General features: G+C 58.0%; 20 protein-coding genes. 18 read left to right on the forward strand and 2 right to left on the reverse strand.

The window, feature by feature from the left end; genetic code table 11:
* Positions 1 to 289: 289 nt before the first annotated feature.
* Both fdxA and mutS read right to left on the reverse strand, forming a co-directional pair.
* A complete protein-coding gene (fdxA, locus tag AB4N74_RS00375; RefSeq protein ID WP_007908827.1) occupies positions 290 to 613 on the reverse strand; it encodes a ferredoxin FdxA in 324 nt (107 codons plus the stop codon).
* Between the two features lie 163 nt (positions 614 to 776).
* Complete coding sequence (gene mutS / locus AB4N74_RS00380) at positions 777 to 3,347, reverse strand: DNA mismatch repair protein MutS (protein WP_175559642.1); 2,571 nt, start codon at positions 3,345 to 3,347, stop codon at positions 777 to 779.
* Between the two features lie 250 nt (positions 3,348 to 3,597).
* On the opposite strand from mutS, the gene AB4N74_RS00385 reads away from it, so the two are divergent.
* From AB4N74_RS00385 to AB4N74_RS00470, 18 genes are all read left to right on the forward strand, one after another.
* Positions 3,598 to 4,344 (forward strand): class I SAM-dependent methyltransferase, encoded by a 747-nt coding sequence (locus AB4N74_RS00385; protein WP_175559641.1) that lies wholly within the window; start codon positions 3,598 to 3,600, stop codon positions 4,342 to 4,344.
* A gap of 226 nt (positions 4,345 to 4,570) precedes the next feature.
* Complete coding sequence (locus AB4N74_RS00390; RefSeq protein WP_257357129.1) at positions 4,571 to 5,305, forward strand: LexA family transcriptional regulator; 735 nt, start codon at positions 4,571 to 4,573, stop codon at positions 5,303 to 5,305.
* A 526-nt stretch (positions 5,306 to 5,831) separates the two neighbouring features.
* Positions 5,832 to 6,260: a tail fiber assembly protein gene (locus AB4N74_RS00395; protein ID WP_093436539.1), complete on the forward strand. Its 429-nt coding sequence runs from the start codon at positions 5,832 to 5,834 to the stop codon at positions 6,258 to 6,260.
* Between the two features lie 133 nt (positions 6,261 to 6,393).
* A complete protein-coding gene (locus tag AB4N74_RS00400) occupies positions 6,394 to 6,732 on the forward strand; it encodes a phage holin family protein (RefSeq protein WP_038357950.1) in 339 nt (112 codons plus the stop codon).
* A 71-nt stretch (positions 6,733 to 6,803) separates the two neighbouring features.
* Positions 6,804 to 7,325 (forward strand): hypothetical protein, encoded by a 522-nt coding sequence (locus AB4N74_RS00405; RefSeq protein ID WP_093436533.1) that lies wholly within the window; start codon positions 6,804 to 6,806, stop codon positions 7,323 to 7,325.
* A 3-nt stretch (positions 7,326 to 7,328) separates the two neighbouring features.
* The gene (locus AB4N74_RS00410) at positions 7,329 to 7,937 is read left to right on the forward strand and encodes a phage baseplate assembly protein V (protein WP_257357134.1); all 609 of its coding nucleotides are present in this window, start codon (positions 7,329 to 7,331) and stop codon (positions 7,935 to 7,937) included.
* Positions 7,938 to 7,952: 15 nt separating this feature from the next.
* Entirely contained in the window at positions 7,953 to 8,285 is a 333-nt protein-coding gene (locus tag AB4N74_RS00415; protein ID WP_016985063.1) for a phage baseplate protein, read from the forward strand.
* Positions 8,282 to 9,277, forward strand: a complete 996-nt coding sequence (locus tag AB4N74_RS00420) for a baseplate J/gp47 family protein (RefSeq protein ID WP_257357137.1) — start codon at positions 8,282 to 8,284, stop codon at positions 9,275 to 9,277. Before AB4N74_RS00415 ends, AB4N74_RS00420 begins: the two co-directional genes overlap by 4 nt.
* Complete coding sequence (locus AB4N74_RS00425; RefSeq protein WP_460097972.1) at positions 9,274 to 9,909, forward strand: phage tail protein I; 636 nt, start codon at positions 9,274 to 9,276, stop codon at positions 9,907 to 9,909. Before AB4N74_RS00420 ends, AB4N74_RS00425 begins: the two co-directional genes overlap by 4 nt.
* The gene (locus AB4N74_RS00430) at positions 9,910 to 12,342 is read left to right on the forward strand and encodes a phage tail-collar fiber domain-containing protein (protein WP_460097973.1); all 2,433 of its coding nucleotides are present in this window, start codon (positions 9,910 to 9,912) and stop codon (positions 12,340 to 12,342) included.
* Positions 12,343 to 12,353: 11 nt separating this feature from the next.
* Positions 12,354 to 12,896: a DUF4376 domain-containing protein gene (locus AB4N74_RS00435; protein ID WP_460097974.1), complete on the forward strand. Its 543-nt coding sequence runs from the start codon at positions 12,354 to 12,356 to the stop codon at positions 12,894 to 12,896.
* 100 nt (positions 12,897 to 12,996) lie between these two features.
* Positions 12,997 to 13,182 carry a hypothetical protein gene (locus AB4N74_RS00440; RefSeq protein ID WP_122662167.1) on the forward strand — a complete coding sequence of 62 codons (186 nt, stop codon included), beginning with the start codon at positions 12,997 to 12,999 and terminating at the stop codon, positions 13,180 to 13,182.
* 2 nt (positions 13,183 to 13,184) lie between these two features.
* Entirely contained in the window at positions 13,185 to 14,351 is a 1,167-nt protein-coding gene (locus AB4N74_RS00445) for a phage tail sheath protein (protein WP_460097975.1), read from the forward strand.
* The gene (locus tag AB4N74_RS00450; protein WP_016985055.1) at positions 14,351 to 14,857 is read left to right on the forward strand and encodes a phage major tail tube protein; all 507 of its coding nucleotides are present in this window, start codon (positions 14,351 to 14,353) and stop codon (positions 14,855 to 14,857) included. The genes AB4N74_RS00445 and AB4N74_RS00450 overlap by 1 nt, the downstream gene beginning before the upstream one ends.
* Positions 14,858 to 15,035: 178 nt before the next feature.
* Positions 15,036 to 15,617, forward strand: a complete 582-nt coding sequence (locus AB4N74_RS00455; protein ID WP_257357142.1) for a phage tail assembly protein — start codon at positions 15,036 to 15,038, stop codon at positions 15,615 to 15,617.
* Between the two features lie 129 nt (positions 15,618 to 15,746).
* Positions 15,747 to 17,963 (forward strand): phage tail tape measure protein, encoded by a 2,217-nt coding sequence (locus AB4N74_RS00460; protein ID WP_257357144.1) that lies wholly within the window; start codon positions 15,747 to 15,749, stop codon positions 17,961 to 17,963.
* A complete protein-coding gene (locus AB4N74_RS00465) occupies positions 17,963 to 18,346 on the forward strand; it encodes a phage tail protein (protein ID WP_093436508.1) in 384 nt (127 codons plus the stop codon). Before AB4N74_RS00460 ends, AB4N74_RS00465 begins: the two co-directional genes overlap by 1 nt.
* Positions 18,339 to 18,551 carry a tail protein X gene (locus AB4N74_RS00470; protein WP_093436505.1) on the forward strand — a complete coding sequence of 71 codons (213 nt, stop codon included), beginning with the start codon at positions 18,339 to 18,341 and terminating at the stop codon, positions 18,549 to 18,551. The genes AB4N74_RS00465 and AB4N74_RS00470 overlap by 8 nt, the downstream gene beginning before the upstream one ends.
* Positions 18,552 to 18,560: the final 9 nt, after the last annotated feature.

An 18,560-nucleotide genomic window follows, 5' to 3' on the forward strand; every position in this document is an offset into this window, starting at 1 on the left:
ATTGTTTTATATGTTTATTTTTTAACATTAAGTGCTTATGACAATCTTTTTCGGCACCCGCAGCCGATTGCTCTTGTCAGGGAACTCTCTAGTATCGGGGCTGTGTCGACGGACAGACACGCCCTTCAAGGAAGAGGGGAACGGACATCGCAGGACGCGATTCATCAGGACGATGAAAAGGAATACAGGGAATAGGGAAAAAATGTGGGCGGGTCATACCGCCCCTTTTTTCGCCTGCAGAAAAGTAAAAAGGCCCGCGAGGGGCCTTTTCGTTCGAGCGCGGGGCTGATCAGCGCTCGAGGTCTTTGATCTTGCCTTTGACGCCATCCCACTCTTCGGCATCTGGCAGCGATTCTTTCTTCTCGGTGATGTTCGGCCAGATTTCAGCCAGCTCAACGTTGAGTTGAATGAATTCCTGCATCTCTTCCGGAACTTCGTCCTCGGAAAAAATAGCTACAGCCGGGCATTCCGGTTCGCACAGGGCGCAGTCGATGCACTCATCCGGGTGAATCACCAGGAAGTTCGGGCCTTCGTAAAAGCAGTCCACCGGACACACTTCTACGCAGTCGGTGTACTTGCACTTGATGCAGTTGTCGGTGACGACGAAGGTCATTTCTAATTTTCTCCTCAGGCGGCGGCAGCGTTGCCCCTTCACGGTTGGGGTCGCCAGGTTCGGGAGCGATACCTGCTGGCCAGGCTATTAGCCAGCAGCATCCCAAACCGCGCGAGATTCTAACAGCTTGAAGCCGTTTGCGTTATATCCGCTTCTTTAGTGCTTATATCCGGTTCTTCAGTGCATAGAGCATTTCGAGAGCTCGGCGCGGGGTCAGGTCATCCAGATCCAGTTTAGCCAGTTCATCGAGCACCGGGTGTGGCAGGCTGGCGAACATGTCGCTTTGCTGTGGCGTCGCCGGTTTGCCCTTGGCGGCAGGTTTCGGCGCTTCATGCGGCAAAGCGGTTTCTTCCAGTCGGCTCAAGTGCTCACGGGCACGCACGATCACTTCACTTGGCACACCAGCCAGTTGCGCCACCGCCAGACCGTAGCTCTGGCTGGCAGGTCCCGGCAGCACGTGGTGCAGGAAGACGATGCGTTCGTTATGCTCGGTCGCATTGAGGTGGACGTTGGCCACCAGTGGCTCGGCTTCCGGCAACACGGTCAGTTCGAAGTAGTGGGTGGCAAACAGCGTATACGCGCGCAGATGCGCCAGACGCTCGGCCGCCGCCCATGCCAGCGACAGACCGTCGAAGGTGCTGGTGCCGCGCCCGACTTCGTCCATCAGCACCAGGCTGCGCTCGGTAGCGTTGTGCAAGATGTTGGCGGTTTCGCTCATCTCGACCATGAAGGTCGAACGGCCACCGGCCAGATCATCGCTGGAACCGATTCGAGTGAAGATGCGGTCGACCAGCGACAGTTCGCAACTGGCTGCGGGCACGAAGCTGCCAATGTGAGCGAGCAACACGATCAATGCGGTTTGGCGCATGTAGGTGGATTTACCACCCATGTTCGGGCCGGTGATCACCAGCATACGGGTGTTGTCATCCAGGCTCAGGTCGTTGGCCACGAACGGCGTGGTCAGCACTTGCTCGACCACCGGGTGACGACCCTGGGAGATGCGCATGCACGGCTCGCTGACGAAGCGCGGGCAGTTCAGGTCAAGATTCAGCGCACGCTCGGCGAGGTTGCTCAACACGTCCAGTTCGGCCAGCGCGCCGGCGGTGTCCTGCAGCGGTGGCAACTGGCTGATCAGGTCTTCCAGCAGCGCCTCGTAGAGCATCTTTTCGCGCGCCAAGGCACGGCTCTTGGCAGACAGGGCTTTGTCTTCGAACTCTTTCAGTTCCGGCGTGATGAAGCGCTCGGCGCCTTTCAGGGTTTGCCGACGGATATAGTCCGCCGGTGCCGACTCGGCCTGCTTGCTCGGCAATTCGATGAAGTAGCCGTGAATGCGGTTGTAACCGACTTTCAGGTGGCTAAGACCGGTGCGAGCTTTCTCGCGGGCTTCGAGATCGATGAGGAACTGGCCGGCGTTTTCGCTCAGCGATTGCAGCTCGTCGAGTTCGCTGTCGTAACCGGTTTTCAGCACGCCGCCGTCACGGATCACCGCCGGCGGATTGTCGATGATGGCCTTTTCCAGCAGTGCCGCCAGTTCCGGGTAGGTGCTGGTGATGGTCGCCAGACCTTGCAGGTGCGGTGCTTCCAGGTCAGTCATCGCCACTTGCAGTTCAGGCAGGGCACCGAGGGCGTCGCGCAAGCGAGCAAGGTCACGAGGACGTGCGTTACGCAGGCCGATCCGCGCGAGAATTCGCTCGATGTCGCCGATTTCCTTGAGCTGTGGTTGCAGCTTTTCGAAACGATAGCGATCGAGCAGGCACGTGATCGAGGTCTGGCGCGCCAGCAGTACGGTCAGATCGCGCAACGGACGGTTCAGCCAACGGGTCAGCAGACGGCTGCCCATGGCGGTCTGGCAGCGATCAACGACTGATTGCAGGGTGTTGTCGCGACCACCGGCCAGGTTGGTGTCGAGTTCGAGGTTGCGACGGCTTGCACCGTCCAGCACCACGGTGTCATCCAGACGTTCGTGGCGCAGGCTGCGCAGGTGGGGCAGGGCGGTGCGCTGGGTTTCCTTGGCGTAGGCCAACAGGCAACCCGCAGCGCCGATGGCCAGGGTCAGGTTCTCGCAGCCAAAACCCTTCAGGTCTTGGGTGGAGAACTGCTGGCAAAGGCTTTTCAGTGCTGAATCACGCTCGAAATCCCACGGCGCACGACGACTGACGCCACGGCGTTTTTCCGCTGGCAGATCCCTCGGCCAGTCATCCGGGATCAGCAACTCAACCGGGTTGATCCGCTCCAGTTCCGCCAGCAGGTTTTCCCAGCCTTTGATTTCCGACACGCTGAAACTGCCGCTGGTGATGTCCAGCACGGCAAGGCCGAACAGACGTTCGTCACCCAGCAGGGCTGCAATCAGGTTGTCGCGGCGTTCATCAAGCAGCGCTTCATCACTGACCGTACCCGGCGTGAGGATCCGTACGACCTGACGCTCAACCGGGCCTTTGCTGGTGGCCGGATCGCCGACCTGCTCACAAATCACCACGGACTCGCCAAGCTTCACCAGCTTCGCCAGATAGCCTTCCGCCGCGTGGTAAGGAATACCACACATCGGAATCGCCTGCCCCGCCGACTGTCCGCGCGCGGTCAGGGTGATGTCGAGCAACTTGGCCGCCTTCTTCGCGTCTTCGTAGAAGATCTCGTAGAAGTCGCCCATGCGGTAGAACATCAACTGATCCGGGTGCTGATTCTTCAGGCGCCAGTACTGCTGCATCATCGGGGTGTGGTTTGAAAGGTCGGTCATACGCGGAGTTCAGCTCTACCTGTCTATTTGACAACTCATATCTGTCTAATGGTACAGGGAATTTTTCGGCATTGTTGCCGGCGGGCTCAGATAGCCCTGAACCAGGCTACCTCATGACACTTCAGTCAATAGGGGCGCGCGGTTAGTGCAGGAAAGAATAATTCCGCGAATCTTGTAAAGGGCGCTCTGGTGTATGATGCCAGCCTTTAAATGTGCGTCAGCGCTTGAAGACAGATATAAGGAAAATAGCATGGGATTTTTTGATGAATTTCCTCGATTTTATAAGACCAGCCAGACGAGCCCGTTTCCGGATCGCCTGAACTCCCGGTACCGAGCCATCATGGAAAGAAACGCTGAACTCATTCGAGGGAAGAGAGTTCTGGATATTGCCAGCCATGACGGTCGTTGGTCCTTTGCTTCCCTTCAGGCTGGGGCTGCACATGTCACCGGAATCGAGCCGCGCCAGGAATTGATTTCAAATGCTATAGAGACGTTCACCGAGTATGGGATCGATAGTTCTCGATATGAATTCCTGCAAGGTGACGTATTTGACCAGATCAAAGGCAAGACCTTTGACGTAGTTTTCTGTCTTGGTTTTTATTACCACACTATTCGCCATGCCGAGTTGTTCGACCTGATTGAACGAACCGGCGCAAAATTTGTTGTCATCGACACCGAAGTTACTCCTGTTTCCGAGGAACTGGCAGATCCAACCAATAACGATCCACGCGTGGTTTACGGCAACCCGTATGGCGTTCAGATGCTGCTTGATCAGGTAGATGATCAGCAGATGGCGTGGACTGATTCTCTTACTCGCAAGGGTTTCACCATCGTGGGAAGGCCTTCGCGCCAGGCAGTAAAATTCATGGCCAAGCATTTTGGTTATGAAACAGAGACGTTCAACTGGGAAGAGTATTTCCAGACCAACCCCGAGGCCAGAGTTTCTATGGTCGACTACTCGGAAGGTTGGAGGGACACATTCTTTTGTAAGCGATAAAATCCGATTTTTCAAAAGCCCGCCATTGAGCGGGCTTTTTTTCGCCAGCAGGACAGAGGAGTGGTCACAAAGCGGTGAGCCAAGTGTTGATAGGGAGTAGCTGAAAGCCGATGCTGAATGACTTGTGAGTGGTTACATAAGCGTTTTTGCATCAAATATTGATTTATGCATTAGCTATGCGATTTAGCATTTGTCTTCGCGAATAACTTCAAGCACTATGCGCGTTATGCAAAAACGCAACGTAGCCTCCGTCTTAAGAGCACTGCTCGACCAGCACGGGATCTCCCCCACGGAGCTCCACCGTCGCACCGGCGTGCCTCAATCCACTCTCTCGCGGATTCTCAGCGGGAAGATCGTCGATCCCTCGGATAAACACATTTCGAAGATCGCCGAGTACTTCGCCGTGAACACCGATCAATTGCGCGGGCGCGCGGATGTCGCGCCGTCGGCCGGTGGCGCGCGTGATGACGTGCACGCGGAACTCAAGGACATAATGCTGTGGGACGACGATACGCCGGTCGATGATGACGAAGTATCGGTGCCGTTCCTTCGCGAGGTTGAATTGGCTGCTGGATCAGGAAGATTCGTCATCGAAGAGAGCGAGCGCTCTAGCCTGCGCTTCGGCAAGCGCAGCCTGCGCCATAACGGTGTGCAGTTCGACCAGGCCAAATGCGTGACAGTACGTGGCAACAGCATGTTGCCGGTGTTGCGTGATGGTGCCACCGTCGGCGTCAACGCCGGCAAGTGCGGCATCGGCGACATCATTGATGGCGACCTGTACGCGATCAATCACAACGGCCAGTTGCGCGTGAAGCAACTCTATCGCCTGCCGACCGGCATTCGTCTGCGCAGCTTCAATCGCGATGAACACCCGGACGAGGACTACAGCTTCCAGGAAATCCAGGAGGAGCAAATCGTCATCCTCGGTCACGTCTTCTGGTGGGGCATGTACGCCCGCTAACCCGACCCTTCTCAGATAAACCCGCCTCGCAGGCGGGTTTTTTTTCGCCTTGATGAAACCGCCAAACCCTTGAGTTGCGGGGCTTCCATGCATCTGCGCATTTCCTGTGCATAAATAAATGCATTTGCGCATTGACTGGATATGCATACATGCATATTCTTGCCACCAAGCCGCTCGACAAAGCGGCTGGCAAGAAAGCTCTTTAGTTCCACAAGAACAGGCAGCGATGAACCGGCCTCAACGGTTCAGAGGGTTGGCAACTGACCCGGGTGTGCAGCGTAAAGCACCAGAAGCAGTTATCCGGCGGGCAGGGACCGCGGTCGGAAAAACAATTTGAACGGACTCGTACCGCGCCAGTAGCGCCGAAAAGTCAGCTTCCTTCTTGAACTCAGGATTTGAAGGAAGGCGAAGGAGCGCATTACTGAAAAGCCCGGCTTCAGCGCCGGGCTTTTTTGAATGCCTGCCTGGCTTCGATCTGATCGAGCCGCCAACCCCCAGGGGTTGTAAATCTAAAAAGGAGAAATGCATGAATCGATACGTTTTTATCGCACTGTTCAACCTGAAGGTTTATCAAATTCTGGATACCGATGAAGCGATGCCGGTGAACCCTCCAGATGGTGTATGGGGAGAATGGGCGGATGCCACGGGTAACACGACAGTTCAGGTCGGATGGAATGCTTTCAGGGTCAGTGATCATTGGGAGTTTGTCGCGCCTACTTATGACCAGCTAGTGCGCGAAGGTCAGGTTATGGCGGCCATGCTGCTGGCAGACACGCAAAAATGGCTGCTGCTCAATCCATTTGATTACAAGGTGGATCTGGGCGTCGCAACGCCTGCCGAAGAAGCAGCGTTACTGGCTTTCAAGCAATACGTTGTCGCCGTGAGCGAATACAAAAATCAACCTGATTTCCCGTACACCATTACTTGGCCAGCGATCCCTTTCCCTTTCGTTTAAATCAGCTGTGCGGTTTTCCGGGCCGCATTACTGAAAAGCCCGGAGACTGCCGGGCTTTTTGGAATGCCTACCTCAAGAGATAACGATTGAACCCAACACACATCACTCATCAATCACCCCCGGGAGGCGTGACATGACAAGCGAGCAACAAGCGTTGGCGGACATGCCGATCTGGCTGGTCATCCTCCTGGCCGTCGTCGGCGGGGTGTCCGGCGAAATGTGGCGCGCCGACAAGGAGGGCGCACGCGGCTGGTCATTGCTGCGACGCCTGGCCCTGCGCTCCGGCGCCTGCATGATCTGCGGCGTGTCGGCAATCATGCTGCTGTATGCCGCAGGACTTTCGATCTGGGCCGCCGGCGCGTTCGGTTGCCTGACAGCGATGGCCGGCGCCGACGTCGCCATCGGGTTGTACGAACGCTGGGCCGCCAAGCGCATCGGCGTCTGCGAAGTTCCGCCTCGCGACCAACCTTAACCAAAACCAATTTTCCGTGCCGCCATTTTGGCGGCAGGGTTTCGCGTGGACGATTGAAAAGGAGGTCATGTATGCCCACACCGATCCAGCAGCCGTCGCAACTGTTCACCGCCATCGCGACGACGCTGCGCAACACTGCCGGGCTCAACATCAATGTCGGCAATCACGATGATTTCACTGCACCGGGTGATCAGGCCTGGGTGTTGATCGACTTCGACCGGAATGGGGCGGGAGTACGTGGCGCTGACGGGCGAATTGCGCATGTCATGACGGTGTCCTTGCAAGTCATCCCGGCCCTTTCTGCCAGCGCATTTGCAGCATGCGATCTGATCGCTGTGCTGAAGAATTTGATCACCGACAATCGCTGGGGACTGCCTGGCGATCAATGTGATCTGCCGACCAATATCGATGGATTGCCGTCGTTGCTGACCCGCGCTGACCAGCAAATCAAAACCTGGACCCTGACGTTCAACCAGACCCTCTACCTCGGCCCGACCTTGCTCGATGATCCACTGGGCACACCGAAATTCGCCCGCACCTGGGAAGTCAGCAACATCGACGATCCAGACCAATACACCGCGCTGGAGGCCTGACCGATGTTCGACGCGTTATTGCGCATGCAACTGGGGCCGATCATCGAACGCCTGGCCGAAATGGAAGCGGAAATCGACGACCTGCACCGCCGCGCTGAAAGCTTCTGCCGCATCGGCATTTGCCAGACAGTCGATGCGGCGAGCAATACCTGCCAGGTCAGCCACGGTGGCTTGCTCACGCCAGCGATCAAGTTTTTCAACCCCAGCGCCGGCGCACAGAGTGAGTCGCGGATTCCGACCGTGGGTGAGCAGTGTCTGCTGTTCAACTACGGCAGCGGCGAAAGTGGCGCACAAAGTGTCGCCCTGTTCGGCCTGAACAGTGATCGCTTTCCACCCGTTTCGACTGTCCCCACGCTGACGCGACGGGTTCATGCCGACGGCAGCGAAAGCGGCTACGACGACGCCTCGCACACGTTGCACTGGCAAAACGACCCAGCGGCTTTCAACGGTTCTCGCGAGTCGCTGGAACTGAGCATCGGCCCGGCACGACTGGCGATGACGCCACAACTGATCACCCTGCAACTGGGGGCCGTTGGCCTGACCATCGACGCCTCTGGCGTGCACTTCAGCGGTCCATTGGTCGATCACCAGGGCCGTGTCATCAGCCCCTGATTCAAGAGCCTCCACATGATCGGAATCGATAGAGACAGCGGGGCCACGGTCGACGACTGGCTGCAGTTTGTGCAGCGCGCGACCCGGGCCCTGACCACACCGTTGGGCACCCGGCAAAAACGCCCGTTGTACGGATCGTTGATCCCCACGCTGCTGGGGCAGAACCTCGGTGACGACGTTCTGCTTCTGGCCCAGAGCCACGCGGCGCAAGCGTTCTACAACAAGCAAAACGGCATCGACGATTTCCAGCCACAAGTGATCGTCGCCAGCCGTCAGGGCGCCGGTCTGTTGTTGCGCTTCGCCGGTACCTGGAAAAACCGTCAACAAACCTTCGAGGTCGTGACATGAGCATGTTGATCCCCGGCCAGAACCAATTGGCCGAACCCGCGCTGATCACCGTTGAAGCCTTTGAAGACTTGCTCGCCGAGTTCAAGACTTTCGTCATCGAATATGTCGGTGTGCGTTCGCCGGACAGTGCCGCAAAACTCAAGACCAGCCTGGAAAACGAAAGCGAACTGCTGACCCTGGCGCTTGAGGCTTTCTGTGTTCGGCTGCAAACCCACGAACGCAAATACAACGCCCGCATCAAACAGATGCTGGCGTGGTGGGCGACGGGGAGCAACCTCGATGCGCGGCTAGCGGACATGGGCCTGGAGCGGCAGTTGCTTGATCCCGGCGACCCGGCGGCATTCCCGCCAGTGCCGGCGATTTATGAAAGCGACGACGATGCCCGCTTGCGTTATTACCTGGCGCCCCATGCGCCGGCAGCAGGTTCGCGGATGCAGTATCGCCGCGAAGTTTTCACCCTCGGCGAGCGTCCGACGGTGCAGGTCGAATCCACTGAGGCGGGTGTGGTGAATGTCACTTACACCTTCAACCCGGACGGCCTCGCTGCACAGGTCAAGGATGGCAATGGTCGGCGCACCGCGCCGGGCGAAGTGCAGGTCACTGTGCTGTCCCGCGACGGTGATGGCGCGCCTTCCGCGACATTGCTTGACGGCGTTCGTCAGCACTTCGCGCGGCCTGATGTACGACCGGAAACCGACCTTGTCACGGTCAAGGCAGCCGATATTCAGCGCTACAAGATTCGCGTGGTCGCGAAGATAAATTCCGGCCCCGATTCGGGTCTGACCAAAGTCGCCGCACAGCAACAATTGCAGGCCTACGCTGACAGTTGCCATCGTCTTGAAGGCCGCGTTGATCCAAGCTGGATCGACTACACGCTGCACAGCGCCGGCGCTGTGCAACTGCAGATTCTCGAACCGCTGGCGCCGATCGTGACGACGGCGTTTCAAGCGCCGTACTGCACCGCAGTCGAAGTTGAGGTGCTGACGCTATGAGTGAGCCAACTCAGCGTCCGACGCTGCTGCCGGCCAACAGCTCGGCACTCGAACGAAGTCTGGATCTGGGCTTCGGCGCACTGCTTGATCGCATCGCGCCGCCGTTTCCCGAACTGATGAACCCAGCAGAAACACCAGTCGCCTTTCTGCCGTATCTGGCAGCGGATCGCGGTGTTGCTGAATGGAGCACCGCCGCACCGGAAGCTGAAAAACGCCTGACCGTCGAACTGGCCTGGCCCACCGCGCGCCAGGCTGGCACCCGCAAGGCGTTGGAAAACGCCGCCAAGGGTTTGCAGTTAAGACCCGAGATCCGCGCCTGGTACGAACAGACACCACCCGGTGCGCCGTACAGCTTTTCCGTGCGCGCCTTCAGCGACCAACCCTACAGCGAAGAAATCGATGCTCGTCTCGACCGACGCCTGGCGGATGCCAAAAGCGAACGGGATGTGCTGACGGTCTCGGTCGGCTTGAGCGCTTTCGGCAATCACGTCATCGGCGCAGCGACGTTCTGCGGTGAGCTGACCACGGTTTATCCGGTGTTCATCGAAGGCCTTGAAACCTCGGGAGAGGCGTTCATGGCCGCCGGCATGTACACCGTCGAAACATCCACTATTTATCCTCAGGGGGCCTGAATGGCTGACTATTACACCCTGCTCACCAACGCAGGGATTGCCTACGAAACGGCGTGCAAGGCCGCGGGCACGCCGATCAAGTTGACTCAGATTTCCGTCGGTGACGGCGGCGGCACGGTCTACAACCCGGCCGCCACCGCCACTGCGCTGAAACGCGAAGTCTGGCGCGGGCCGCTCAATGCGCTGTTCCAGGACGAGAAAAATCCGAGCTGGCTGCTCGCCGAAGTGACCATTCCGCCGGATGTTGGCGGTTGGTATGTGCGAGAGGCGGGGCTGTGGACTGATACCGGGATTCTCTACGCCATCGTCAAATATCCGGAGTCGTTCAAACCGGTGTTGGCGACGTCGGGGTCGGGCAAAGAGTTTTACATTCGCTCGATTTTCGAGACGAGTAATGCGTCGCTGGTGACGTTGTTGATCGACGACACCGTGGTCAAAGCCACTCGTGCCTGGGTCATGAGTTATCTCGCCGAAGAACTCGGCAAGCTGGATGGTAAGCAGTCGGTGCGTGTTGCTGCATCCAGCAACATTGTGTTGAACGGTGCGCAGCAAATTGACGGTGTCGCAGTGATTGCTGGCGACCGCGTGCTTGTTGCGAACCAGACCCTGGCCAAGGATAACGGCCTGTGGATTGTCGCCAATGGCGACTGGGTACGGGCGACCGATGCCAACAGCAGCGCCAAGGTTACGCCGGGCCTGACGGTCATGGTGGAGGAGGGCACGGCCAATGGTGATTCGCTGTGGCATCTCACGACTAACGCGCCGATCACTTTGGGTACCACAGCGCTGACCTTCAAGATGTTGGCCGGGCGTACCGGGATTGCTGCCGGGACTTACAAGAGTCTGACGGTGGATGTATATGGCCGTGCGACTGCGGGTGCGAATCCTGAAACGCTGGCAGGATTTGGCATCAAGGATTCGTACACCAAGGCTGAGGTTGAAGCGTTGATTGCCAAGGCGTCGGCGTTGCCGGTGGGGTCGATTGTCGCGTTTCCGGTAGATGCTCCGCCGCCGGGTTTTCTTGAACTGGATAACAGCGTCAAGAGCAGCGCGACTTACCCGGACTTGAGCGCTTATCTAGGTAGCAAGTTCAACAAGGGTGATGAGGGCGTTGGCAACTTCCGTTTACCGGAGGCGCGCGGGGAGTTTTTACGTGGCTGGGATCATGGGCGCGGAGTAGACGCCGGACGTGGTCTCGGCAGTTGGCAGGCCGACGACAACAAGGCGCATGCTCATACCGTCACTCGCATGCAGGCATTCGCCAATGCCACCGGCAGTAATCCGAGTGCCGTAGTGGTAGACAACGGCAATACGGCCGTAATGACCAACTTCGCGGCTGGCTTTAATAGTTCTGGTGGCGCCGAGGCACGCCCCCGCAACATCGCCGTCATGTGGTGCATCAAAGCCTGGAACGCCCCGGTCAATCAGGGAAACATCGACGTAGCAGCACTGGTCAAGGAAGTATCGCGGCTCGGATCTGCCGTACCGGTTGGTGCAGTAATGGCCTTCCCGACGGGCATCGTGCCGCCCGGTTTTCTGGAGCTGGATGGCAGTGTTCAGAGTATTGCGACTTATCCAGATCTGGCGGCCTATCTCGGCGCCACTTACAACAGGGGTAATGAAGGCACAGGCAACTTCCGGTTGCCCGAGTCGCGCGGTGAGTTCCTGCGAGGTTGGGATCATGGGCGTGGCGTTGATACGGACAGGAGCCTGGGTAGTTGGCAAAAAGGCAGTTTGCAATCCTTTGACCCTTCAAACGTTAATCCAGCAGTTTCTGGACTTTGGCATAACACCGCATCGGATGCGGATATAGCCAAGCTACATGGGCTGGACCCGCATACGGCTTCTGACTATACAGTCAGTAACGCTGTTTTCAGCGCGGGCTCGACGCCGGTAAGCGTGGGTGCTTTGGGTGTTTCCCGCCCACGCAACCTGGCGGTGATGTGGTGCATCAAAGCCTGGAACGCGCCGGTAAATCAGGGAAACATCGATGTGGCGGCGCTAGCGGCATTGGCGACTCAGGCCACCGAAATCAAGCTCGGTACGGCCGAGATCGCCACGCAGGCGCAGACCGAGACGGGCGTAGATGACGCCACAATCGTGACACCGAAAAAACTGCGGTGGGGTTTTCAAATTCAAAAGGCTGCTGTCGGCTATATCGTCTTCCCTACATGGCTTGGGGGGATGATTATCCAGTGGGGAGCTGTGAACGGCACCGTCAGTGATATGTCGGCGCTATACCCCATCCAATTCCCGAACGCAGTGTTTCAAGTCGTGGTAAGCATGGCGGATAAAACGGCTGGTGCGGTCGGTGGCATCACGCTGTACGCGACCGCTGCCGGCATGTCATCCAAAACAATGTTGACAGTTAAATGTAACGGCACAGACGGCCAAGGTGCGACGTCTGCTCGCTACATCGCTATCGGCCACTAAAGGGAGGAATTATGAAATACGCTGTATTTAACGATGACTCGACGCTGCAAACCTGTTTGATTGATGGCGTGCATAAAATTCCACAGACGGCTGTAAAGCTGAGCGAAGCGCAGTTTTTTCAGATCACTCAAGAAACTGATGGGGTCTGGAGTCTGGTGGGCGGCGAAATCGTCAAGGTGCCTTCCCTCAAGGCGGTACCGAACTATCCGCAGTTGATCGCGGCTGAGCGCTTCAAGCGCGAAGCGATTGGCGTCTATGTCGACGGCATGCAAATCGAGACGAGCCGAGACAGCCAGGCGCTGATTGCCAGTACCGGCTTGTCCGCCGTCCTCGATCCCGATTACCGCTGCAACTTCAAAACGGTGACGGGTTTTGTCGAGATCGGATCGGGGCAAATCATTACCATCGCCAAGGCTGTTCGGGCTCACGTTCAAGTTTGTTTTGATCGCGAGTTGACACTTTTGCGCGCGATTGAGGCCGGTGAATTCCACGAAGATATGCTGTTGGACGGTTGGCCTGATTCCGCTCCGCTTGATCCTATAGAACCTCAATAAGAGCCCCGGTCCCCGGGGCGTTTTCTTATCCGCTCAAAAAACTCAACACCCGCCAAGCCCCTCCCCAAGAGGGGCTTTCCCGTTTATGGAGAAACGAAAAATGGCAACCCGCCAAACCTACACCGTGCTCGTCCCATTCCCCACCGGCGGTGGGCACTGGTCGAGCGTCGGTCAAGACCTTGATCTTCTCGACGTCGAAGCCAGTGCCCTGCACTTCGCCGGTCGACTGGAACTGAAAACCCAATCCACCCAGGCCAAAAAGGCCGCTGCCAAGAAGGCTGACTGAATATGGCAGAGGTTCTGAACTTCGAGCACAACGGGATTACCGTCAATGCCACCGAATCCCCCGAGGCCATGGGTGGCCTGGGTGACAACGTGATCGGTCTTGTCGGCACTGCGCCGAAAGCCGATCTGCTGATTCCGCGTAACGCACCGTTCCGCATCAACAGCTTCACCACCCACGCGCTGCTCGATCCGACCGGTTCGGAAGAGGGCACCCTGTACCACGCGGTTTACCAGATCCTCAAAGTGGTCAAGGTGCCGGTCTACGTGGTCATCGTCGAAGCGGGCGCGACCCCGGCCGACACCGTTAACAATGTGATCGGCGGTGTTGATCCGCTGACCGGTCGCAAGCTCGGTCTGGCCGCGCTGGGCAGTGTCCCGGAAGACCTGACCATCATCGGTGCGCCGGGCTTCACCGGCACCAAAGCGGTGGCCAGCGAGTTCGCTTCGTTCGGCAAGCGCATCAAGGCACGTGTGGTGCTGGACGGCAAGGACGCCTCGGTCGCCGATCAGGTGCTGTACAGCCAGGAGCTGGGCGGCGCCGACCTCGGTTTCGACCGTTGCCTGGTGGTGCACAACATGCCCGCCGTGTACTCGAAAGCAGCGAAGAAAAACGTCTTCCTGTCGCCTTCCAGCCTGGCGATTGCCGCGCTGGCTAAAGTCAAGCAGTGGGAGAGCCCGGGCAACCAGGTGACCTACGCTGAAGACGTTTCGCGGGTCGTTGAATACAACATCCTCGACACCTCCACCGAAGGCGATCTGCTCAACCGCTACGGCGTCAGCTACTACGCCCGCACCGTGCTCGGCGGCTTCTCGCTGCTGGGTAACCGCTCGATCACCGGCAAGTTCATCAGCTACGTCGGCCTTGAAGATGCGATCAGCCGCAAGCTGGTCAAGGCCGGCCAGAAAGCCATGGCCAAGAACCTCACCAAGTCGTTCATGGATCAAGAGGTCAAGCGCATCAACGATTGGCTGCAAACCCTGGTCGCCGACGAAACCATTCCTGGCGGCAGCGTCTATCTGCACCCGGAACTGAACAGCGTCGAGAAGTACAAGAACGGCACCTGGTACGTGGTCATCGACTACGGCCGCTACGCGCCGAACGAACACATGGTTTATCAACTCAACGCCCGCGATGAAATCATCGAGCAGTTCCTGGAGGACGTTCTCTAATGTTTACCAACCGCGTAAGACAGGCCATCGCGGCCACCCTGCAAGGCCTGCCGTTGTCGGCAACCGTTGAAGAATTCACCCCGCCGAAGATCGAATTCGATGTGGAAGAAATGCGTGGCGGACGCTTTATCGTCGAAGAAATGGCCAAGGGCGGCAAAGCGCTCAACGCCAAGCTGACCCTACAAGGCCTCGGCGCCGAAGTCATGCTCGCACTGGGTGTGAAGCTGGGCGACGACATCCTGCTGAACGTGCGTGAAGCCGGTCAGGATCAGGATGGCAACACCTGGTTTACCTACCACACCGTTGGCGGCAAGCTGAAATCCCTCGAAGAAACCGCAGTGAAAATGGGTGAAAAACCCAAGACCAACCTGGAGCTGTCCTGCCGCACCTACAACCGCCTGGAAAACGGCGTGCCGGTGATCGACATCGACGTGCGTACCCAGAAGTTCGTGCTCAACGGCGTCGACATCCTCGGTGATGCGCGGCGTGCGGTGCTGATGCCGTAACTCACGGCTCACAGGCAATCACAAAACCCTGTGGGAGCGAGCCTGCTCGCGAAGCCTTAGGCACATTCAACATCAATGTGACTGAACGACCGCTTTCGCGAGCAGGCTCGCTCCCACAGTGGGCCAGTGTGACTGGCAGAAATTGAGTAACCCCCAAGAATCACCAAGGAATTCATACATGTCGTGGATGCCACCCCAGCATGACCTGCTGTCGCCAATTACCGGCGACGACGGTTCGCAGATCGAAACGATCCAGCTCAAACCGCTGTTCTACGCCGCACAGAAAGAAGCGCTGGAACGCGCCGGCGATGACGAAGACGATCAGTTCTTCGAACTGGCCCTGCTCGCCACCGGCCTGTCGGTCAAGGAACTCGACCAGCTCAAGCGCCCGGACTACGTGAGCATCGCCCAGTACGTGCACGAGATGTCGACCCGTCCGGCGTCGTACTTTCTGGAGCAGGTCGAAGACGCGGAAATATCCGCCGATCCCGACCAAGTGCAACTGCTGCAACCGCTCGCCGTGACCGGCCGCACCGTGACCTCGCTGAGCCTGGAAATGCCCGTGCTGCGTGCGACCAAAGTGATGAAGAAACTGAAAACGGCCAAGGAACGCGCCGAGTTCATCACTGCCCATTGCACCGGCCTGATGATCCCCGATCTGGCCCTGATGAGCGTCCCGGACTGGACGCAATTGCAGGTGCGCATCGACGATTTTTTAAACCAGCCGGCGGCCTACTTTCGGAACGCGACATCGAAGTAATCCTCGATATCGTCCCGCTCATTTACCCGGTAAGTGAGGCGGAGATTCTGGAATGGGACGCCGAAAAGGCGTTGCGCCGCTACGACATAGCGATCACTCGCCTTGGCGTGAAACAGGAGTAGAGCGGCAATGGCAGAGATTAAATATGCGCTCACGTACGCCGGTGAGAGCGGCAATACAACAGGCGGATTTTCGGTGCCCGACAACCTCGGTAAACCGCTGCAGGATCTGAACCTGACACTGGCATTGGCAAGCGTGGATATTCGTTTGCTGACCCAAGAGCAGATCAAGCTGCGGGAGCTACTGGTCACCCAGCAGTCGTTGTTCAAGGCCGGCGCAGCAGCCCCTGCTGCAAGCGCTGAGCCGAAGTCCAAACTCAAGGCCGAAATCGAGCAGCGTCCGCCGCCGAAAATCACTCAATCGGCAATGGCCAACGAAACGGCGCTGGTTGAATTGAATCAGGTGCTGCACCTGAGCAACGAATCGCTTCAGGCACTCTCGGAAACGAACCTGGAAATCGCCAGTGATAAACGGGTTGCCCCTAGTGGGTCTACTGGCGCGGATTTGCTGCAAGTGCAACTCGCAGCGCTGCGGTCCGGCATCAGTGATGGTCTGAAGGGCGAGCAGAAAAAGGAGGCATTACAGGACTTCTCTCGTGATGCCGCCATCAATGCCTCGGCCTTCAAGATCGATGTCAAGGCTGCTGGCGAGATGTTGGCGGGTTGGCGCACCGCTCTGAAGCTTGATCGGGTGCAGAGCCAGGATCTGGCAGACGCGACCAGCTACCTTGGCAACAGCGGCCTGAACGTCAAAACCGCTGACATCGGTTCCGTCGTTCAAAGTGCCGGGGAGGGCGCCAAAGCTGCAGGGATGACGCCCGAGCAAGTGGCTGCACTTGCGGCAGCATTTCTGAACAGTGGCGCTAACAAGACAGATGCCGCAGCGGCGCTGAAGAGTTTCACGACGGTTCTGGGTAAAGGTCAGTCCGCCTCATCGGCGCAGCGCTCGGCCTGGGCCGAAATGGGGCTGAACCCCGAGTCGCTGGCACGTGGGATGAGTGAAGATGCCCCCCAAACGATTAAGTTGGTTCTGGAAGAACTCAGGAAACAACCTGAAGAGAAACAGGCTTCACTGACAAAAACGCTGTTTGGCAACAATGATGCAATCCTTGAGTTGTTGAAGAAGCCTGAGGATGCTCAAACTGCGTTCAAACTGGTTTCTGACAAATCCCTGTATGCAACATCCAAACGCGGTGAGGATGCAGGTTCGGCGGCGCAAACCGCTGAGGCTTATGGCAATACATCGCAGGGACGCTGGAATGCGCTGGATGCGAGTCTCAACAGGCTGTCCACGGCAGTCGGCAACTCATTGGCCCCGGTGACAGATGGCTTTGCCGTCGCGCTCACGGCGGTGGTCAATGGACTGAGCGCCGCAGCCGAAAGCTTCCCGTTCGTCACAGCTGCACTGACGTTGCTTGGGGCGGCTGCCACGCCGTTCGTAGCGGGCACATTGAAGACCGGTGTGTCTTCAGTGCTCGATGCGATTTCCACGAGGCTATTGCGACTGGCTGCAGCGCGTTTACCGTCCGAAATCGGCGATATGATCGACGGTGACGATGACGACAGTGGCGGTCGAAAAAAGAAGCGATCAGCTCGCGGGTCGGGTCAAGGCAAACGAGCCAAGCCACCTGCGAAAAGTGCTCAGCCCCGCACGCCAGCTGTGCGCCAAAGCCTGGGCAATCGCTTGCGCGGTGCAGCGCTCAAAGTCATGCCCGCCATCAAAAGCACGGCTGCCAAGGTCTTGCCCGCAGTGCGCAGCGCAGGTGCGAATGTCATGCCGATGCTGTCTCGGGCTATGCCTTTGGTGAGTAAAGTCGCTGCACCTTTGATGGTCGCCCATGCCGCATACACAGGCCTGAAAGGCTTGCGTGAAGGTGATGACAACGCGGTGGGAAGCGCAAAAGGTGAGCTGGCGGGTACAGCTATTGGCGCGTTTCTCGGCTCGCTTATTCTTCCGGGTGTCGGTACGGCCATCGGGAGTGTCGTAGGTGGACTCGCAGGGTCCTACCTGGGGGAAAAACTCGCCAGTCCGCCCGCCGATAAACTCGCTGCGCCGGGAGAGGTCGCAAAGAATCTGGTCAACGCTCCCACCCAAAATCAAAACCAGCAAGTCACCTTCTCCCCACTGATCCAGGTCACCTGCCCGGCGCCAGATACTGCCGAGCAGATTCGTACGATCATCGGCCAGCAACTGAGCGGGCAATTCCACGGCCAGTTCTTGCCGCTGTTGACCAATAATCCGCTCGCCACCCGCCGTGACGCAGCCCTCACCGATGGAGTCGCCTGATGAAACAACAAATGGCTTTAGGCAGTTTCATCTTCGGCCTGTCACGCGACTTCGCCTATAGCACGCTGGCGCGAAAGTCCGACGGAGGCTGGAGCGAAATCCAGATCCTGACCAGCAAACCCAAGTCCAGCCAGACCGGGCAAAAACCGGAAACCCTGACCATCACCGGCAAGTCGATGTACGCCGTGGCGATGGATCGGCTCGACGAATTGCGTGCGTTGCAGGCCCAGCGTATCCCACTTCCATTGATCGACGGCATCGGTCGCAATTGGGGCCTGTGGCGAATCAACAATATTCAGGAAAACCAGAGCCAGATCATCGATGACGGCACGGCGATGGTCGTCGATTGGGTCATTGAATTGGCGGAGTTCAATAATGCGTAAGGTTCGAAGCGTGGCCGGTGATTCGGTGAATCTGCTGCTTTATCGCGAAACCGGGCGCAGCGATGATTCTGCCGAAGAGGCCCTGTGGAAGCTCAATACGACCCTCGCCGAGCATGGCCCGGTCCTGTCCGCAGGTGTCTGGGTGGTACTGCCGGAACTCGATACAAAACCCGCCGCGATCAACCCGCTCACAGCCTGGGATTAAGGAGGTTGC

The organism is Pseudomonas sp. H3_C08 (assembly GCF_054669455.1).

Excerpts from the sequence above, each read along its gene's own strand:
- fdxA (WP_007908827.1), bottom strand. The coding sequence starts at position 613 with ATGACCTTCGTCGTCACCGACAACTGCATCAAGTGCAAGTACACCGAC.
- mutS (WP_175559642.1), bottom strand. The coding sequence starts at position 3,347 with ATGACCGACCTTTCAAACCACACCCCGATGATGCAGCAGTACTGGCGC.
- AB4N74_RS00385 (WP_175559641.1), top strand. The coding sequence starts at position 3,598 with ATGGGATTTTTTGATGAATTTCCTCGATTTTATAAGACCAGCCAGACG.
- AB4N74_RS00390 (WP_257357129.1), top strand. The coding sequence starts at position 4,571 with ATGCAAAAACGCAACGTAGCCTCCGTCTTAAGAGCACTGCTCGACCAG.
- AB4N74_RS00395 (WP_093436539.1), top strand. The coding sequence starts at position 5,832 with ATGAATCGATACGTTTTTATCGCACTGTTCAACCTGAAGGTTTATCAA.
- AB4N74_RS00400 (WP_038357950.1), top strand. The coding sequence starts at position 6,394 with ATGACAAGCGAGCAACAAGCGTTGGCGGACATGCCGATCTGGCTGGTC.
- AB4N74_RS00405 (WP_093436533.1), top strand. The coding sequence starts at position 6,804 with ATGCCCACACCGATCCAGCAGCCGTCGCAACTGTTCACCGCCATCGCG.
- AB4N74_RS00410 (WP_257357134.1), top strand. The coding sequence starts at position 7,329 with ATGTTCGACGCGTTATTGCGCATGCAACTGGGGCCGATCATCGAACGC.
- AB4N74_RS00415 (WP_016985063.1), top strand. The coding sequence starts at position 7,953 with ATGATCGGAATCGATAGAGACAGCGGGGCCACGGTCGACGACTGGCTG.
- AB4N74_RS00420 (WP_257357137.1), top strand. The coding sequence starts at position 8,282 with ATGAGCATGTTGATCCCCGGCCAGAACCAATTGGCCGAACCCGCGCTG.
- AB4N74_RS00425 (WP_460097972.1), top strand. The coding sequence starts at position 9,274 with ATGAGTGAGCCAACTCAGCGTCCGACGCTGCTGCCGGCCAACAGCTCG.
- AB4N74_RS00430 (WP_460097973.1), top strand. The coding sequence starts at position 9,910 with ATGGCTGACTATTACACCCTGCTCACCAACGCAGGGATTGCCTACGAA.
- AB4N74_RS00435 (WP_460097974.1), top strand. The coding sequence starts at position 12,354 with ATGAAATACGCTGTATTTAACGATGACTCGACGCTGCAAACCTGTTTG.
- AB4N74_RS00440 (WP_122662167.1), top strand. The coding sequence starts at position 12,997 with ATGGCAACCCGCCAAACCTACACCGTGCTCGTCCCATTCCCCACCGGC.
- AB4N74_RS00445 (WP_460097975.1), top strand. The coding sequence starts at position 13,185 with ATGGCAGAGGTTCTGAACTTCGAGCACAACGGGATTACCGTCAATGCC.
- AB4N74_RS00450 (WP_016985055.1), top strand. The coding sequence starts at position 14,351 with ATGTTTACCAACCGCGTAAGACAGGCCATCGCGGCCACCCTGCAAGGC.
- AB4N74_RS00455 (WP_257357142.1), top strand. The coding sequence starts at position 15,036 with ATGTCGTGGATGCCACCCCAGCATGACCTGCTGTCGCCAATTACCGGC.
- AB4N74_RS00460 (WP_257357144.1), top strand. The coding sequence starts at position 15,747 with ATGGCAGAGATTAAATATGCGCTCACGTACGCCGGTGAGAGCGGCAAT.
- AB4N74_RS00465 (WP_093436508.1), top strand. The coding sequence starts at position 17,963 with ATGAAACAACAAATGGCTTTAGGCAGTTTCATCTTCGGCCTGTCACGC.
- AB4N74_RS00470 (WP_093436505.1), top strand. The coding sequence starts at position 18,339 with ATGCGTAAGGTTCGAAGCGTGGCCGGTGATTCGGTGAATCTGCTGCTT.